The organism is Streptomyces sp. NPDC001157 (genome assembly GCF_053598255.1).
On record NZ_JBSFJW010000011.1, the window covers coordinates 53,846 to 67,648 of the forward strand.

Consider the following 13,803-nt stretch of genomic DNA (forward strand, 5'->3'; position numbering starts at 1 on the left):
GTCGGGGGCCCCAGGGGCTCGGCGATACTGGGACGCATGGCTTACGACGATCTTCGCTCCCTGCTCAGGGCCCTGGAACGCGAGGGTGACCTCAAGCGCATCAAGGCCGAGGTGGACCCGTATCTGGAGGTCGGAGAGATCGTCGACCGGGTGCAGAAGGCGGGGGGCCCGGCGCTGCTCTTCGAGAACGTGAAGGGCTCCGCCATGCCCCTCGCGATGAACGTCTTCGGCACCGACCGGCGCCTGCTGAAGGCCCTCGGCCTGAAGTCGTACGGCGAGATCAGCGAGAAGATCGGCGGCCTGCTCCGCCCCGAACTCCCACACGGCTTCGTCGGCGTCCGCGAGGCCTTCGGGAAGCTTGGCGCGATGACGCACGTACCGCCGAAGAAGGTGAAGGAGGCCCCCGTCCAGGAGGTCGTCCTCACCGGCGACGACGTGGACCTCGACCAGCTGCCCGCCCTCTTCACCTGGCCGCAGGACGGCGGGTCCTTCTTCAACCTGGGGCTCACCCACACCAAGGACCCGGAGAGCGGCATCCGGAACCTGGGCCTGTACCGGCTGCAACGCCACGACCGGCGCACCATCGGCATGCACTGGCAGATCCACAAGGACAGCCGCAACCACTACCAGGTCGCGGCGCGGCGGGGCGAACGGCTGCCGGTCGCGATCGCCTTCGGCTGCCCGCCCGCGGTCACCTACGCCTCGACGGCCCCCCTCCCCGGCGACATCGACGAGTACCTCTTCGCCGGGTTCATCGCGGGCAAGCGGATCGAGATGGTGGACTGCAAAACGGTCCCGCTGCAGGTCCCGGCTCAGGCCGAGGTCGTGATCGAGGGCTGGCTGGAGCCCGGCGAGATGCTTCCCGAGGGACCCTTCGGCGACCACACCGGGTTCTACACCCCGCAGGAGCCCTTCCCCGCCCTCAAGATCGACTGCGTGACGATGCGGAAGCGGCCGCTGCTTCAGTCGATCGTCGTAGGCCGCCCTCCGACGGAGGACGGACCGCTGGGTCGTGCGACGGAGCGCTTCTTCCTCCCGCTCCTGAAGATCATCGTGCCGGACATCGTGGACTACCACCTGCCCGAGGCCGGGGGCTTCCACAACTGCGCGATCGTCTCGATCGACAAGAAGTACCCGAAGCACGCCCAGAAGGTGATGCACGCGATCTGGGGGGCACACATGATGTCCCTGACGAAGCTGATCGTGGTCGTCGACTCCGACTGCGACGTCCACGACCTCCACGAGGTCGCGTGGCGCGCGCTCGGCAACACGGACTACGCCCGCGACCTCAGCGTCGTCGAAGGTCCCGTCGACCACCTCGACCACGCCTCCTACCAGCAGTTCTGGGGCGGCAAGGCAGGCATCGACGCGACCAAGAAGTGGCCCGAGGAGGGCTACACGCGCGACGGCGGCTGGCCCGACATGGTCCTGTCCGACCCGGAGACGGCGGCGAAGGTCGACCGCCGCTGGAAGGAGTACGGCCTGTGAGCAGCGCCTCCGCCGCGATCCCGCAGCCCGGACGCACCAAGGCGTTCCTCCGCCTGGTGATGATCGAGCACTCGGTCTTCGCCCTGCCCTTCGCCTACATCGCCGCGCTCACCGCGATGTTCCAGTGGGACCGGAACATCCACTGGGGGCGGCTGCTCCTGGTCACCATCTGCATGGTCGGCCTGCGCACCTTCGCAATGGCCGTCAACCGGATCATCGACCGCGAGATCGACGCCCGGAATCCGCGCACGGCCCAGCGGGAACTGGTCACCGGCGCGATGTCGGTGAAGCACGCCTGGACCGGCGCGCTGATCGCGGTCGCCGTCTTCCTCGGATCGGCGGCCCTGCTCAATCCGCTGTGCTTCGCCCTGGCCCCCATCGCGGTGATCCCGATGGTGGTCTACCCGTACGGGAAACGCTTCACGAACTTCCCCCAGGCCATCCTCGGCCTCGCCCAGGCGATGGGCCCGGTCGGCGGCTGGCTGGCGATCAGCGGGGAGTGGTCCTGGGACGCCACGATCCTGGGCCTGGCCGTCGGCATCTGGATCGGCGGCTTCGATCTGATCTACGCCTGCCAGGACGTCGAGACGGACCGCGAGACCGGCGTCATGTCGGTCCCGGCGCGCTTCGGTGTCCCCGCCGCCATCTGGGGCGCGCGGGTCTGCCACGTCGTGGTGACGGCACTGCTCGTCTGGTACGCCGTGGTGACGGACGCGGGCGGCTTCTTCTGGGTGGGCCTGATGATCGTCGCGGGCGCGTTCGTGTACGAGCACAACATCGTGCGCCCGCACGACCTGTCCCGCCTGAACAGGGCGTTCTTCAGCGTCAACGGGTTCATCGGGATTGCCCTGTTCGTGTGTGCGCTGCTCGATCTTCTGGTTCGGGGTCTGACCGTGTAGTTACGGTGCGGCCTACCATCGAGTGCAGAGAGAGGGAGGCTGACGTGACCGTCTCGGACAGCGACCGCCTGCACTCGCAGCTCGCCCGGTACGAGGACATGTTCCGCGGATACCGGATGGAGATTGTCGAGGGCAACATCGTGATGAGTCCGCTCAGGCCGTTCCACAACGAGACCATCGTGCGGCTGTGGACCCAATTGGAAGCTCAGCTCGGCCAGGAGTGGGCCTTCATCAGCGATGTCGCGATCCCGTTCAGCGACGACTTCGAGTTCTGCCCTGACCTTGCCCTCATCCCGGCGGCCGAGAAGAACCGCAATCTCACCGCCTACGCGCCCGACCTGATCGAACTCGCCATCGAGGTCGTTTCTCCGTCCAGTGTCCGCAACGACTACGAGGTCAAGAACAAGCAGTACGCGGCACGAGGCATCCCGAACTTCCTGATCTTCGATCCCATGAAGGGACATCTCGTCACGCTCTGGAACCCCGGTCCAGACGGCTACCTGGGACGCGACACGTTTCCCTACGGCGGCAAGGTCACCGTGGAGACCAAGCTCGGACGGCTGGCCATCGACACCGACCGCCTTCCCGTGGATCCGGAAGCGCGCCCTCAGCCCTGAATCGCGCGGGGCTCCGCGGCCCGCCGCCGGAACCAGAACGCCGCCCCCACGCCCGTCGCCAGCCCGATCAGGTGGCCCTGCCAGCTGACGCCCGTCTGCAGCGGGGAGAGGCCGAGCAGGATCGAGCCGCCCCACACCGCACCCACCAGCAGACCCACCACCACGCCCAGCGGCCGGCGCTCCACGAACCCGCTGACCAGCAGGAAGCCGAACAGGCCGAAGATCAGGCCGGACGCGCCCGCCGTGTTGGTGTGCGCCGGGGCTATGAGCCACACCCCCAGTCCGTCGGCCACGATGACGACCAGGCACACGGCAGCGAACCGGCGTATCCCGCCAAGCGCAGCGAGGAAGCCCATGACCAGCAACGGCACGCTGTTGGCGGCCACATGGGCGAAGCCGAAGTGGATGAACGCGGCGGGCACGACATCCACCAGCTCAGAGGGCTCGCGCGGCGTGATGCCCAGCCCGTCCAGCGCATGGCCGCTGATCACGTCGACCACTTCCAGCAGCCACAGCAGCGCGACCCAGCCCACCATCAGCTTGGCCGCGGCCTTCGCACGGTCCCCGCGCGACCACTCGAGCCCGCTGTCCGACATGGCAACCCCCACCGCTCACTCGTCCCCGACCTGAAGAACGCCCGAGCCCCCTCGACCGGTTCCCACCCTGCGAGGCCGGATAGGCTCGGTGTTGTGAACCCAGCCAAGCCAGGAGAGACGGCGCGTACACCTTGGATCGTAGGGGTGTCCGGGGCCTCCGGCACGCCTTATGCCGCGTCGGTGCTGCGCGCACTCCTGGAGGCCGGCGAAAGCGTGGACCTGGTGGTCAGCCGGGCCTCGCGGCTCACGCTCCTGGACGAGACGGGGATCTCGTTCCGGGACGCACACTGGCAGGACGACCTGCGGGAATGGCTGGGCCGGGGAGCCGACGGCAAGCCCGGGGTGCACGACGCGGACATCGACGGGGTGCGGTACTGGCCCGCCGGGGACCTGGCCGCGGGGCCGTCCTCGGGCTCGTACCCGAGCAAGGGCATGTTGATCGTGCCCGCCTCCACCGCCTGTGTGGCCGGTGTCGCCCTCGGCCTTTCCAAGGACCTGCTCCAGCGCGCGGCGAGCGTCACGCTCAAGGAACGCCGGCCGCTGGTCGTGACCGTGAGGGAGACCCCCTTGAACGGTCAGACCCTTCGGCACCTGGTGGCGCTCGACGACGCGGGCGCGACCGTGGTGCCCGCCTCGCCCGCCTTCTACGCGGGCGCCACCCACATCCAGGACCTGGTGGACTTCGTCGCCGGGCGGGTGCTGGACGCGGCGGGCGTCGAGCACGGGCTGTACCGGCGCTGGGCGGGCGAACTGGGCGGCGGGAGCGCCGGCCGGTAGCGCACATGGCAGTACCTCTCATCTACTCGGGAATCTTCAGCGGAAGGCATCGAATCGCATGGACGCGGTGGACAGGCAGCTCATCCAGGCCCTGAGGGAGAACGGCCGGGCCTCGTACGCGGAGCTGGGGCGCCTCGTCGGCCTGTCGGGACCCAGCGTCACCGACCGCATCAACCGGCTGGAGGCGGCCGGCGTCATCACCGGCTACCGCGCCACCGTGGACGCCGCCTCGCTCGGCCTCGGCGTCACCGCCCTCATCGGTATCTCGCTGTCCGACGCCACCGACCACGAGGACGTGGCCCAGCGCCTGAAGGACCTCTCCGAGATCGAGGACTGCTGGTTCATCGCGGGCGACGACTCGTACATGCTCAAGGTGCGAGCGGCGGACGTGGACGGCCTGGAGAAGATCATCCGGCGGCTCAGCGGTACCAAGGGCGTCTCCCGCACCCGTACCACCATCGTGCTCTCCACGAAGTGGGAGAACCGGGTCGGGGAACTGCCCGAAGAGGTCTAGCCGTACGGTTGTCGGAGTCGTCGAAGACATCGTCGGTGTCGTCGGAGAAAGGTGTGGGCATGGACGTCGGGCTCAAGCGCGAGCTGGAGGACAAGGTCAGGGCCGGTGAACGGCTGACCCGCGAGGACGGCATCGCGCTGTACGAGTCGGACGACCTGGCGTGGCTCGGCGGCCTCGCCCACGAGGTGCGCACGCGCAAGAACGGTGACGTGGTCCATTTCAACGTCAACCGGCACCTCAACATGACCAATGTCTGCACCGCCTCCTGCGCCTACTGCTCCTTCCAGCGCAAGCCGGGCGAGAAGGACGCGTACACGATGCGCATCGAGGAGGCGGTGAAGCTCGCCAAGGCGATGGAGGGCGAGAACCTCACCGAGCTGCACATCGTCAACGGCCTGCACCCGAACCTGCCGTGGCGCTACTACCCGCGTTCGCTGCGGGAGCTCAAGGCCGCCCTGCCGAACGTCTCGCTCAAGGCCTTCACGGCCACGGAGATCCACCACTTCGAGACGATCTCCGGGCTGAGCGCGAGCGAGATCCTGGACGAGCTGATCGACGCGGGCCTGGAGTCCCTCACCGGCGGCGGCGCGGAGATCTTCGACTGGGAGGTCCGGCAGCACATCGTCGACCACCGCACCCACTGGGAGGACTGGTCGCGCATCCACCGCCTGGCGCACGAGAAGGGTCTGAAGACCCCGTGCACCATGCTGTACGGCCACATCGAGGAGCCGCGCCACCGCGTCGACCATGTGCTGCGGCTGCGCGAGCTCCAGGACGAGACCGGCGGCTTCCAGGTCTTCATCCCGCTGCGCTACCAGCACGACTTCGTGGACATGAAGGACGGCAAGGTCCGCAACCGGCTCCAGGCCCGTACCCAGATGGCCACCGGTGCGGAAGCCCTGAAGACCTTCGCGGTCTCCCGGCTGCTGTTCGACAACGTCCCGCACGTCAAGGTCTTCTGGGTCATGCACGGCGTCCAGACCGCGCAGCTCGCCCTGCAGCACGGCGCGGACGACATGGACGGGTCGGTCGTCGAGTACAAGATCACCCATGATGCGGACAATTACGGCACGCCGAACAAGCTGACCCGTGAGGACCTGTTGGATCTGATCCGGGATGCCGGGTTCCGGCCGGTGGAGCGGAACACTCGGTACGAGATCATTCGGGAGTACGACGGGCCCGACCCGGCTCGGCGGGAGTCGCCGCAGCCCATGCGGGTTTGAGAGCTTGTACTTCGTCTGCGGGTGTGTGGGGGGCTGTCGCGCAGTTCCCCGCGCCCCTTAGGGGGGTACCCGGGGCGCATGGTTACGAAGGCGCCCGAGGATGCCTATACCGCCGAACCATTCCTTCCGGAGCGCGGTGGGCTGTCTGCCCTGCGTAAGGCGGCGGCTGAGTGCCGGGGGTGCCCCCTGCACCTCGCCGCCACGCAGACGGTGTTCGGGGAAGGCGCCGCCCACGCGCGCGTGATGCTCGTCGGGGAGCAGCCCGGCGACCAGGAGGACCGCCAGGGAAAGCCGTTCGTCGGCCCGGCGGGCAAGCTGCTGGACCGGGCCCTGGCCGAAGCCGGTCTGGACCCCGCGGACGCGTACGTCACCAACGCCGTCAAGCACTTCAAGTTCACCCGGGCCGAACCCCGCAAGCGCCGTATCCACAAGGCACCCAGCCTGCGGGAGATGACGGCGTGCGGGCCGTGGCTGGCCGCCGAGCTGGCTGTGGTCGAACCCGAGCTGATCGTGGTGCTGGGGGCGACCGCCGGGAAGGCGCTGCTGGGCTCCTCGTTCCGGGTCACGCAGGTGCGCGGGACGGTGCTGGAGGAGGAGATCCACGGCAGGCGGGAGCGCCTGGTGCCGACCGTGCACCCCTCTGCCGTACTGCGGGCGGACGACAGGGAGGCGGCCTACCGGGGCCTCGTCTCGGATCTGGAGGTGGCGGCGCGGGCACTGTCGTAATGCGTACTATGGCGCGGTGTCCCTTACCTTCACTCTCGACCCCGCCGTCACTCCCGCCCTGCGCGACGGGATCCTCGACCTGTGGGCCGACGTCTCGAACGAGGGCGGTTCGGTCGGTTTCGTACCGCCGGTCACGGCCGAGGACGTACGGCCGGAGCTCGTGAAGCACTTCGTCGCCATGGCGGAGGGCCGGACCCGGCTGCTGGTCGGCCTGGACGAGTCCGGCACGGTCGCCGCGACCGCCTTCTTCAGCTTCAACACCCACCGGCTGATGACGCACTGGGTGTGGCTGTACACGGTGATGGTGCACCCCCGCCACCAGGGCAAGGGATACGGCCGGGACCTCCTCGCCGCCGCCGAGGACGCGGCCCGCGGCTTCGACGGGATCGAGGCGATCCGGCTCACCTGCCGCGGCGGGAACGGCCTGGAGCGCTTCTACGGCTCCTGCGGCTACAAGGAGGTCGGACGGGTCCCCGGCGCCATCCGCGTCGCCCCGGACGACTACCGCGACGACGTCTTCATGCTGCTGCCGCTGGGCTGAGGGGCCGCACACCCCCCTGCAAGATCGGGTCCCGGGCGTGCTTCACTGGACGGTGCCCTTTGGGAATGTTCGTACCGTTGACGGAAGAGTGGATTGAGATGCTCCGCTACACGCTGATGCGCCTCGGGATCTTCGCGGGCTGCTTCGTGGTCGTCTGGGGCCTCGTCTACTCCGGCATCGTCCCGCGCGGCTACGGCGCCTCCAACTTCATGTGGCTGCTCCTGCTGTCGCTGGTGATCTCCGCCCCCATCAGCTTCGTCGTCCTGCGCAAGGAGCGGGACCGCGCCTCCGTGACGGTCGCCGATCGCGTCGAGCGGATGAAGGCCGGCTTCGCGGCGAACGCCTCCCAGGAGGACGAGGCGGACGACGCGAGCCGCTCTCAGGGTCAGGCACCCCAGGCCTCCTGACGGGGTTGAGGGCGCCCGCTCCCAATTACCCTTGCCCCATGGGTGCCGTGAAGACCAAGCGGATGCCGCGCGCGGTCCGTGAGCAGCAGATGTTGGACGCCGCCGTGCGGACCTTCGGGCAGCGTGGGTACATGGCCGCGTCGATGGACGAGATCGCCGAACTGGCGGGCGTGTCCAAGCCGTTGGTGTACCTGTACCTGAACTCGAAGGAAGACCTGTTCACGGCCTGCATCCGCCGGGAGGCGACGGCGCTCGTCGAGGCGGTCCGGGCCGGGGTCAGGCCCGAGCTGCCCGCCGACCGCCAGCTCTGGGAAGGGCTGCGGGCGTTCTTCACCCACACCGCGCAGAACCCGGACGGCTGGGCCGTGCTGCACCTTCAGGCCCGTACCCGCGAACCCTTCGCGGCCGAGGTGACCGCGATGCGCGAGGAGATCGTCGCGTTCGTGACGCAGCTCATCGTGGTCGCGGCCAGGGAGGCGCACCGCAATCCGAACCTCCCCGAGCGGGAGGTCGCCGGGCTCGCCGAGGCCCTGGTCGGCGCCGCCGAGGCCCTCGCGGCCTGGGCGAACGCCACCCCCGGCACCACGGCCCGCCAGGCGGCGGCCACCTTGATGAACTTCGCCTGGGCGGGCCTGGGCAACCTCATGGACGGGCGGCCCTGGTCAGCGCCGCACACCCCGGAGTCATGACGCGGCGTCAGCCGCCCCGAGGTCGCCGACACTTCCGCTCACATGGACGCGGCCCCCGCTCCCGCGCAGCTCGAACCGATGCCCGTCCGCCGCATACGTCACCGTCCCCGGCAGCAGCACCGGCGCCCTGAACCGGGCCTCCACGCGGGCATGTTGGGGCACCCCGTGCGCGGCGAGGCAGCGGGCCACCGTCCACATGCCGTGCGCGATGGCGCGGGGGAAGCCGAAGAGGCGGGCGGTGAGCGGGTGCAGGTGGATGGGGTTGCGGTCGCCGGAGGCGGCGCCGTACCGCCGCCCGACATCGGCGGCCAGCCGCCACTCGGCCACGGCGGGCAGCTGTTCCCGGTCGTCCCCCGTCGGCTCACCCGGATGCTGCGTCCGGTGCCGCGCCAGATACGTGCTCCGCGACTCCCAAACGACCTCCCCGTCGTCCCCGTCGGCCCGCATCTCGGTGATCACCGAGGCCTCGGTGCCGCGCCGGTGCGGCTCCAGTCCGCCGATGTACACGGCGACTTCGTACTCCCCGGTCGCGGCGGGCGCGCGCCGCTGAGTGATCTCGATCGAGGTGTGGACGAGGCCGAGCAGCGGCAGCGGGAAGCCCCGGTCGCTCATCAGCCGCATGGCCAGCGGGAAGCCCAGCACATGCGGATAGGTCGGCGGCAGCGCGTCGTCGCCGGTCGCGAAGCCGCACACCCGCTCGTACGCCGCCAGTCGCGCGAGGTCGATGCGCAGTCCGGGCAGGACGAGCCGGGTGCGGGGGAAGTCGGCGTCCGGGCGGGGGCGTTTGAAGGGGGACAACAGCGCGCCGCGGGCGAGCAGCGGCCCGAGGGCCGGGGCACCGGGCAGGACGACGGACATCGACATTCCGAGACTCCCCACGGACGCTCTTCTTACTTCAGAGTCAGGTTACCCGAGGTAAGGGCAGGTGGGGGTGGGTCAGAAGATGAAATACGTTCACCATCCCGTCCGGTGCGGCCCTATCGGCCAGAAAAGCCACGAGCTTGCACATCCCCGACGCATCCCCGCCGCCGGACCACCTTGGAACCCACACGGGGTCATCACGGGCGCGCCGTACGATCACCTCCCCCGACCTGCGGTAACTCCCCCGCAGGGCAACTCCTTTGAACCTCTGGAGTCGCCCGTGTCCACCTCGCAGCCGTCCGCGCCCGCCGCCGTCCACTCCACGACGTACGACGGCATGCCGGTTCTCGTGGAGCCCGTGATCCGGCGGCTGGACGGCGAGGTGCGCGAGGTCTCCGTGCCGCCCTTCGCGGCGCCGGTGACCCACGGCTCGCTCGCCGACCTGCCTTTCGACAACGCGCACATCGCCCCCGACGACAAGGTGCTCAGCCGCCGTGCCGAGTCGGGCCGGTGGACGGACGTGACGGCGGCCGAGTTCGCCGACGAGGTGCTGGCCGTGGCGAAAGGGCTGATCGCCGAGGGGCTGGTACCGGGGGACCGGCTCGGCGTGATGGCGCGGACGGTCTACGAGTGGACGCTCCTCGACTTCGCCGCGTGGGCGGCCGGCCTGGTCACCGTCCCGATCTACCCCACCTCCTCGGCCTTCCAGACCCGTTGGATCCTCCAGGACTCCGGTGCGGTCGCACTCGTCACGGAGACCGCCGCCCAGGCGGCGGCCCTCGGCCCGGAACTCGACCGGGTGCCGGATCTGCGGCACCTGTGGGTCATCGAGAAGGGCCATGTGGAGCGGCTGGCGGAGCAGGGCGCCGAGGTGCCGGACCAGGAAGTGGCCGTACGGCGCGGGATGTTGGGCCCCGACACGCTCGCCACCGTCGTCTACACCTCGGGCACCACCGGCCGCCCCAAGGGCTGTGCGATCACCCACGGCAACTTCTTCGCCGAGGTCGACAACGCCATCGAACTCCTCTACCCGGTGTTCCGCTCGCGGACCAGCGAAGAGGCGTCCGTCCTGCACTTCCTCCCCATGTCGCACATCTTCGGCCGCATGGTGGCGGTCGCCTGCATCCGCGCCCGGGTACGACTGGGCCACGCGCCGAGCCTGAAGGCGGACGAACTCCTTCCCGACCTGGCGAGCTTCCGTCCGACCTGCCTCGTCGCCATCCCGTACATGCTGGAGAAGGTGTTCAACGTGGCCCGCGCGAAGGCCGAGACCGGCGGCCGGGTCACCGCCTTCGACCGCGCGGCCGGCGTGGCCCGCCGGTACGGGGAGGCGGTGGAGGCCCGTCACGCCGGCACGGGCCCCGGCCCGAGCGCCGCGCTGAAGGCCGCCCGCACCTTCTACGACCCGCTCGTATACCGCCGTATCCGGGGCGCCATGGGCGGCAGGGTCCGCTACATGATCTGCGGCGGCTCCCCGCTGGGCCGCCGGCTGGCTGCGTTCTACTCCGGGGCGGGCATAGAGATCTACGAGGGCTACGGCCTGACGGAGGTGACGGGTGCGTCCACCGTGACCCCGCCGCTCAAGCCCCGCTTGGGCACGGTGGGTTGGCCCATACCGGGCACGAAGGTCCGCATAGCCGCCGACGGCGAGATCCTGCTCGCCGGTGACCACGTCCTGCGCGGCTACTGGGACCCGAACGCGGGCGGCGTCGTCCCGGCCACCGTCGACGGCTGGCTGGCCACCGGCGACATCGGGCGGCTGGACGAGGAGGGCTACCTCTACATCACCGGCCGGAAGAAGGAACTGCTGATCACGGCGGGCGGCAAGAGCGTCGCCCCGGCCCCGCTGGAGAACTGGCTGCGCGCCCACCCCCTGATCTCCCAGGTCATGGTCGTCGGCGACGCCCGCCCCTACGTCGGCGCCCTGATCACCCTGGACATGGAGGGCGTCAGCCACTGGCGCCGGATGCACGGCAAGTACCCCGTACCCGCGGGACTCCTCCTGGACGACGACGAGTTGAGACAGGTCCTGCAACGCGCAGTGAACGAGGCCAACAAACTGGTCTCCCGCCCGGAGTCCATCCGCCGCTTCACGATCCTCCCGCTCGACTTCACGGAGGAGGCGGGCCATCTGACCCCATCGATGAAGCTGAAGCGGGAGCTGATCGCAGAGGAATTCGCCGAGCAAATCGAGCAGCTCTACGACCCTTACGGCACAGCAGCGCCCCATTAAGGGGCGCGGGGAACTGCGCGACAAGCCACGACGCAGCCGCAGACGACAACCGGCAGCCCCCGGCACAACCCCACCGCAAAACCCCCGGAGGCCCCGCACGAACTCAACACGCCGGACACGTACGATCACGTAACCCGCGGTAACTCTGCCGCCGCACACCGCCGGTGAACGTCTCGGTACGCCCTGCACGTACCTCAACAGCAGAGCGGAACCGAGCTGCACGCCCCAGGAGCTGCCATGTCCGTGCCCGTGCCCTATCCGTCCGCGTCCGACTACGACGGCGTGCCCCAGTTGGTGGAGCCCGAGATACGGCGGCTGGACGGCGAAGTGCGTGAGGCGTCGGTGCCGCCGCTCGTCCCGCCGCCCACCCATGGCTCGCTCGCCGACCTGCCGTTCGACAACGCGGAGGCGGCACCCGACGCCCGCGTCCTCAGCCGCCGTACCCAGGACGGGGACTGGGCGGACGTGACCGCGGCGGAGTTCGCGGAACAGGTCCTGGCCCTGGCCAAGGGCCTGATCTCGGAGGGGCTGGTCGCCGGCGACCGTATCGCCGTCATGGCGCGGACGATCTACGAGTGGACGCTCCTCGACTTCGCCGCCTGGGCCGCCGGCCTCGTCACCGTCCCGATCTACCCCACCTCCTCCGTCTACCAGACCCGTTGGATACTCCAGGACTCCGGTGCGGTGGCCCTGGTGACGGAGACCGCCGGGCAGGCGTCGGCCCTCGGCCCGGAGCTCAGCCGCCTGCCCGACCTGAAGCACATGTGGATCGTGGAGAAGGGACACCTGGAGCGGCTGGCCGAACTCGGCGTACCCGTCCCCGACCAGGAAGTCGCCGTACGCCGCGGCATGTTGGTCCCCGACACGCTCGCCACGGTCGTCTACACCTCGGGCACCACCGGCCGCCCCAAGGGGTGCGTGCTCACGCACGGCAACTTCCTCGCCGAGGTCGACAACGCGACCGAACTCCTCTACCCCATCTTCAAGTCGAAGTCGGAAGACCCGGCCACGCTTCTCTTCCTCCCCATGTCGCATGTCTTCGGCCGGATGGTGGCGGTCGCCTGTATCCGCGCCAGGGTCCGCCTGGGCCACGCCGCGAGCCTGGAGGCGGAAGACCTCCTGGCCGACCTCGGCGCCTTCCGGCCGACCTTCCTCCTCTGCATCCCGTACATGCTGGAGAAGGTCTACAACAACGCCCGCGCCAAGGCGGAGATCGGCGGCCGGGTCTCCGCCTTCGACCGGGCGGCGAGCGTGGCCGTCCGTTACGGCGAGGCGATGGAGGCCCGTCACGCCGGCACCGGCTCCGGCCCCGGCGCCTCCCTCAAGGCGTCCCGCGCCTTCTACGACCCGCTGGTCTACCGGCGCATCCGCAGCGCGATGGGCGGGCGCATCCGCCACATCATCTCCGGCGGCTCCCCGCTCGGCCGCCGCCTGGCAGCCTTCTACGCGGGCGCGGGCATGGAGATCTACGAGGGCTACGGCCTCACCGAGTCCACCGGCGCCGCCACGGTCACCCCGCCCCTCAAGCCCCGCCTGGGCACGGTGGGCTGGCCCATGCCCGGCACCAAGGTCCGCATCGCGGCGGACGGCGAGATCCTGCTGCAGGGCGGCCAGGTCTTCCGCGGTTACTGGGACCCGCACGGCGGTGGAGTGATCCCCTCCTCGGCGGACGGCTGGTTCCCGACCGGCGACATCGGCCGTCTCGACGACGAGGGCTACCTCACGATCACCGGCCGCAAGAAGGAGATCCTGATCACGGCGGGCGGCAAGAACACCGCGCCGGCCCCGCTGGAGAACTGGCTCCGCTCGCACCCTCTGATCTCCCAGTGCATGGTCGTCGGCGACCGCCGCCCGTACATCGCCGCACTCATCACCCTCGACATGGAGGGCGTCGGCCACTGGCGCCGGATGAACGGCCGGCACCCCGTCCCCGCGGAACTCCTGGTCGACGACGACGAGTTGAGGGCGATCCTGCAACGGGCGGTGGACGAGGCGAACAAACTGGTCTCCCGCCCCGAATCCATCCGCCGCTTCGTCATCGTCCCCCGTGACTTCACGGAGGAGGCGGGCCATCTGACCCCGTCGATGAAGCTGCGGCGGGAGGCCGTGATGCGGGACTTCGAGGCGGAGATCGAGGGTCTGTACGAGCGGTGAGCCGCCCGCTGCGACCTCCGGCTCGTCGTGGCCGCGACCCTGCGAGGCACGGTGCACACCCCGGACGGGCGGGCGCTG

14 protein-coding genes are annotated in these 13,803 nt (G+C 69.8%); 12 read left to right on the plus strand and 2 right to left on the minus strand.

Translation table 11 applies throughout. The features are described from left to right. The first annotated feature begins 36 nt into the window (after positions 1–36). Genes ACWDAG_RS21035 through ACWDAG_RS21045 form a run of 3 tightly spaced genes read left to right on the plus strand, consistent with a single transcriptional unit; the run spans position 37 to position 3,004 of the window. Positions 37–1,488: a menaquinone biosynthesis decarboxylase gene (locus ACWDAG_RS21035; protein ID WP_351462667.1), complete on the plus strand. Its 1,452-nt coding sequence runs from the start codon at positions 37–39 to the stop codon at positions 1,486–1,488. Continuing rightward, the gene (gene mqnP / locus ACWDAG_RS21040) at positions 1,485–2,387 is read left to right on the plus strand and encodes a menaquinone biosynthesis prenyltransferase MqnP (RefSeq protein WP_450697111.1); all 903 of its coding nucleotides are present in this window, start codon (positions 1,485–1,487) and stop codon (positions 2,385–2,387) included. The genes ACWDAG_RS21035 and mqnP overlap by 4 nt, the downstream gene beginning before the upstream one ends. A gap of 44 nt (positions 2,388–2,431) precedes the next feature. Continuing rightward, positions 2,432–3,004: a Uma2 family endonuclease gene (locus ACWDAG_RS21045; protein ID WP_450697112.1), complete on the plus strand. Its 573-nt coding sequence runs from the start codon at positions 2,432–2,434 to the stop codon at positions 3,002–3,004. Here ACWDAG_RS21045 and ACWDAG_RS21050 read toward each other — a convergent pair. Next, positions 2,995–3,600 (minus strand): rhomboid family intramembrane serine protease, encoded by a 606-nt coding sequence (locus tag ACWDAG_RS21050; protein WP_450697113.1) that lies wholly within the window; start codon positions 3,598–3,600, stop codon positions 2,995–2,997. The genes ACWDAG_RS21045 and ACWDAG_RS21050 overlap by 10 nt on opposite strands. Positions 3,601–3,744: 144 nt before the next feature. Here ACWDAG_RS21050 and ACWDAG_RS21055 point away from each other — a divergent pair, with 144 nt between their 5' ends. From ACWDAG_RS21055 to ACWDAG_RS21085, 7 genes are all read left to right on the plus strand, one after another. Continuing rightward, the gene (locus tag ACWDAG_RS21055) at positions 3,745–4,377 is read left to right on the plus strand and encodes a UbiX family flavin prenyltransferase (RefSeq protein WP_450697114.1); all 633 of its coding nucleotides are present in this window, start codon (positions 3,745–3,747) and stop codon (positions 4,375–4,377) included. A gap of 58 nt (positions 4,378–4,435) precedes the next feature. Further along, entirely contained in the window at positions 4,436–4,891 is a 456-nt protein-coding gene (locus ACWDAG_RS21060) for an Lrp/AsnC family transcriptional regulator (protein WP_356446292.1), read from the plus strand. A gap of 59 nt (positions 4,892–4,950) precedes the next feature. After that, positions 4,951–6,114, plus strand: coding sequence for an aminofutalosine synthase MqnE (gene mqnE / locus ACWDAG_RS21065; protein ID WP_030945402.1), 1,164 nt, complete (start codon positions 4,951–4,953; stop codon positions 6,112–6,114). Positions 6,115–6,192: 78 nt separating this feature from the next. Next, entirely contained in the window at positions 6,193–6,840 is a 648-nt protein-coding gene (locus ACWDAG_RS21070; protein ID WP_450697115.1) for a UdgX family uracil-DNA binding protein, read from the plus strand. A 16-nt stretch (positions 6,841–6,856) separates the two neighbouring features. After that, the gene (locus tag ACWDAG_RS21075) at positions 6,857–7,381 is read left to right on the plus strand and encodes an N-acetyltransferase family protein (protein WP_450697116.1); all 525 of its coding nucleotides are present in this window, start codon (positions 6,857–6,859) and stop codon (positions 7,379–7,381) included. A 98-nt stretch (positions 7,382–7,479) separates the two neighbouring features. After that, positions 7,480–7,788 (plus strand): DUF4229 domain-containing protein, encoded by a 309-nt coding sequence (locus ACWDAG_RS21080; RefSeq protein WP_450697117.1) that lies wholly within the window; start codon positions 7,480–7,482, stop codon positions 7,786–7,788. 38 nt (positions 7,789–7,826) lie between these two features. Then, positions 7,827–8,477, plus strand: a complete 651-nt coding sequence (locus tag ACWDAG_RS21085; RefSeq protein WP_450697118.1) for a TetR/AcrR family transcriptional regulator — start codon at positions 7,827–7,829, stop codon at positions 8,475–8,477. On the opposite strand, the gene ACWDAG_RS21090 is transcribed toward ACWDAG_RS21085, so the two are convergent. After that, a complete protein-coding gene (locus ACWDAG_RS21090; RefSeq protein ID WP_450697256.1) occupies positions 8,472–9,335 on the minus strand; it encodes a MaoC family dehydratase in 864 nt (287 codons plus the stop codon). The two genes, ACWDAG_RS21085 and ACWDAG_RS21090, sit on opposite strands and share 6 nt — an antisense overlap. A 283-nt stretch (positions 9,336–9,618) precedes the next feature. Between ACWDAG_RS21090 and ACWDAG_RS21095 the strand changes: the two genes are divergently transcribed. After that, entirely contained in the window at positions 9,619–11,571 is a 1,953-nt protein-coding gene (locus tag ACWDAG_RS21095) for an AMP-dependent synthetase/ligase (protein WP_450697119.1), read from the plus strand. A 237-nt stretch (positions 11,572–11,808) separates the two neighbouring features. Beyond that, complete coding sequence (locus ACWDAG_RS21100) at positions 11,809–13,725, plus strand: AMP-dependent synthetase/ligase (RefSeq protein WP_450697120.1); 1,917 nt, start codon at positions 11,809–11,811, stop codon at positions 13,723–13,725. The last annotated feature ends 78 nt before the right edge of the window (positions 13,726–13,803 follow it).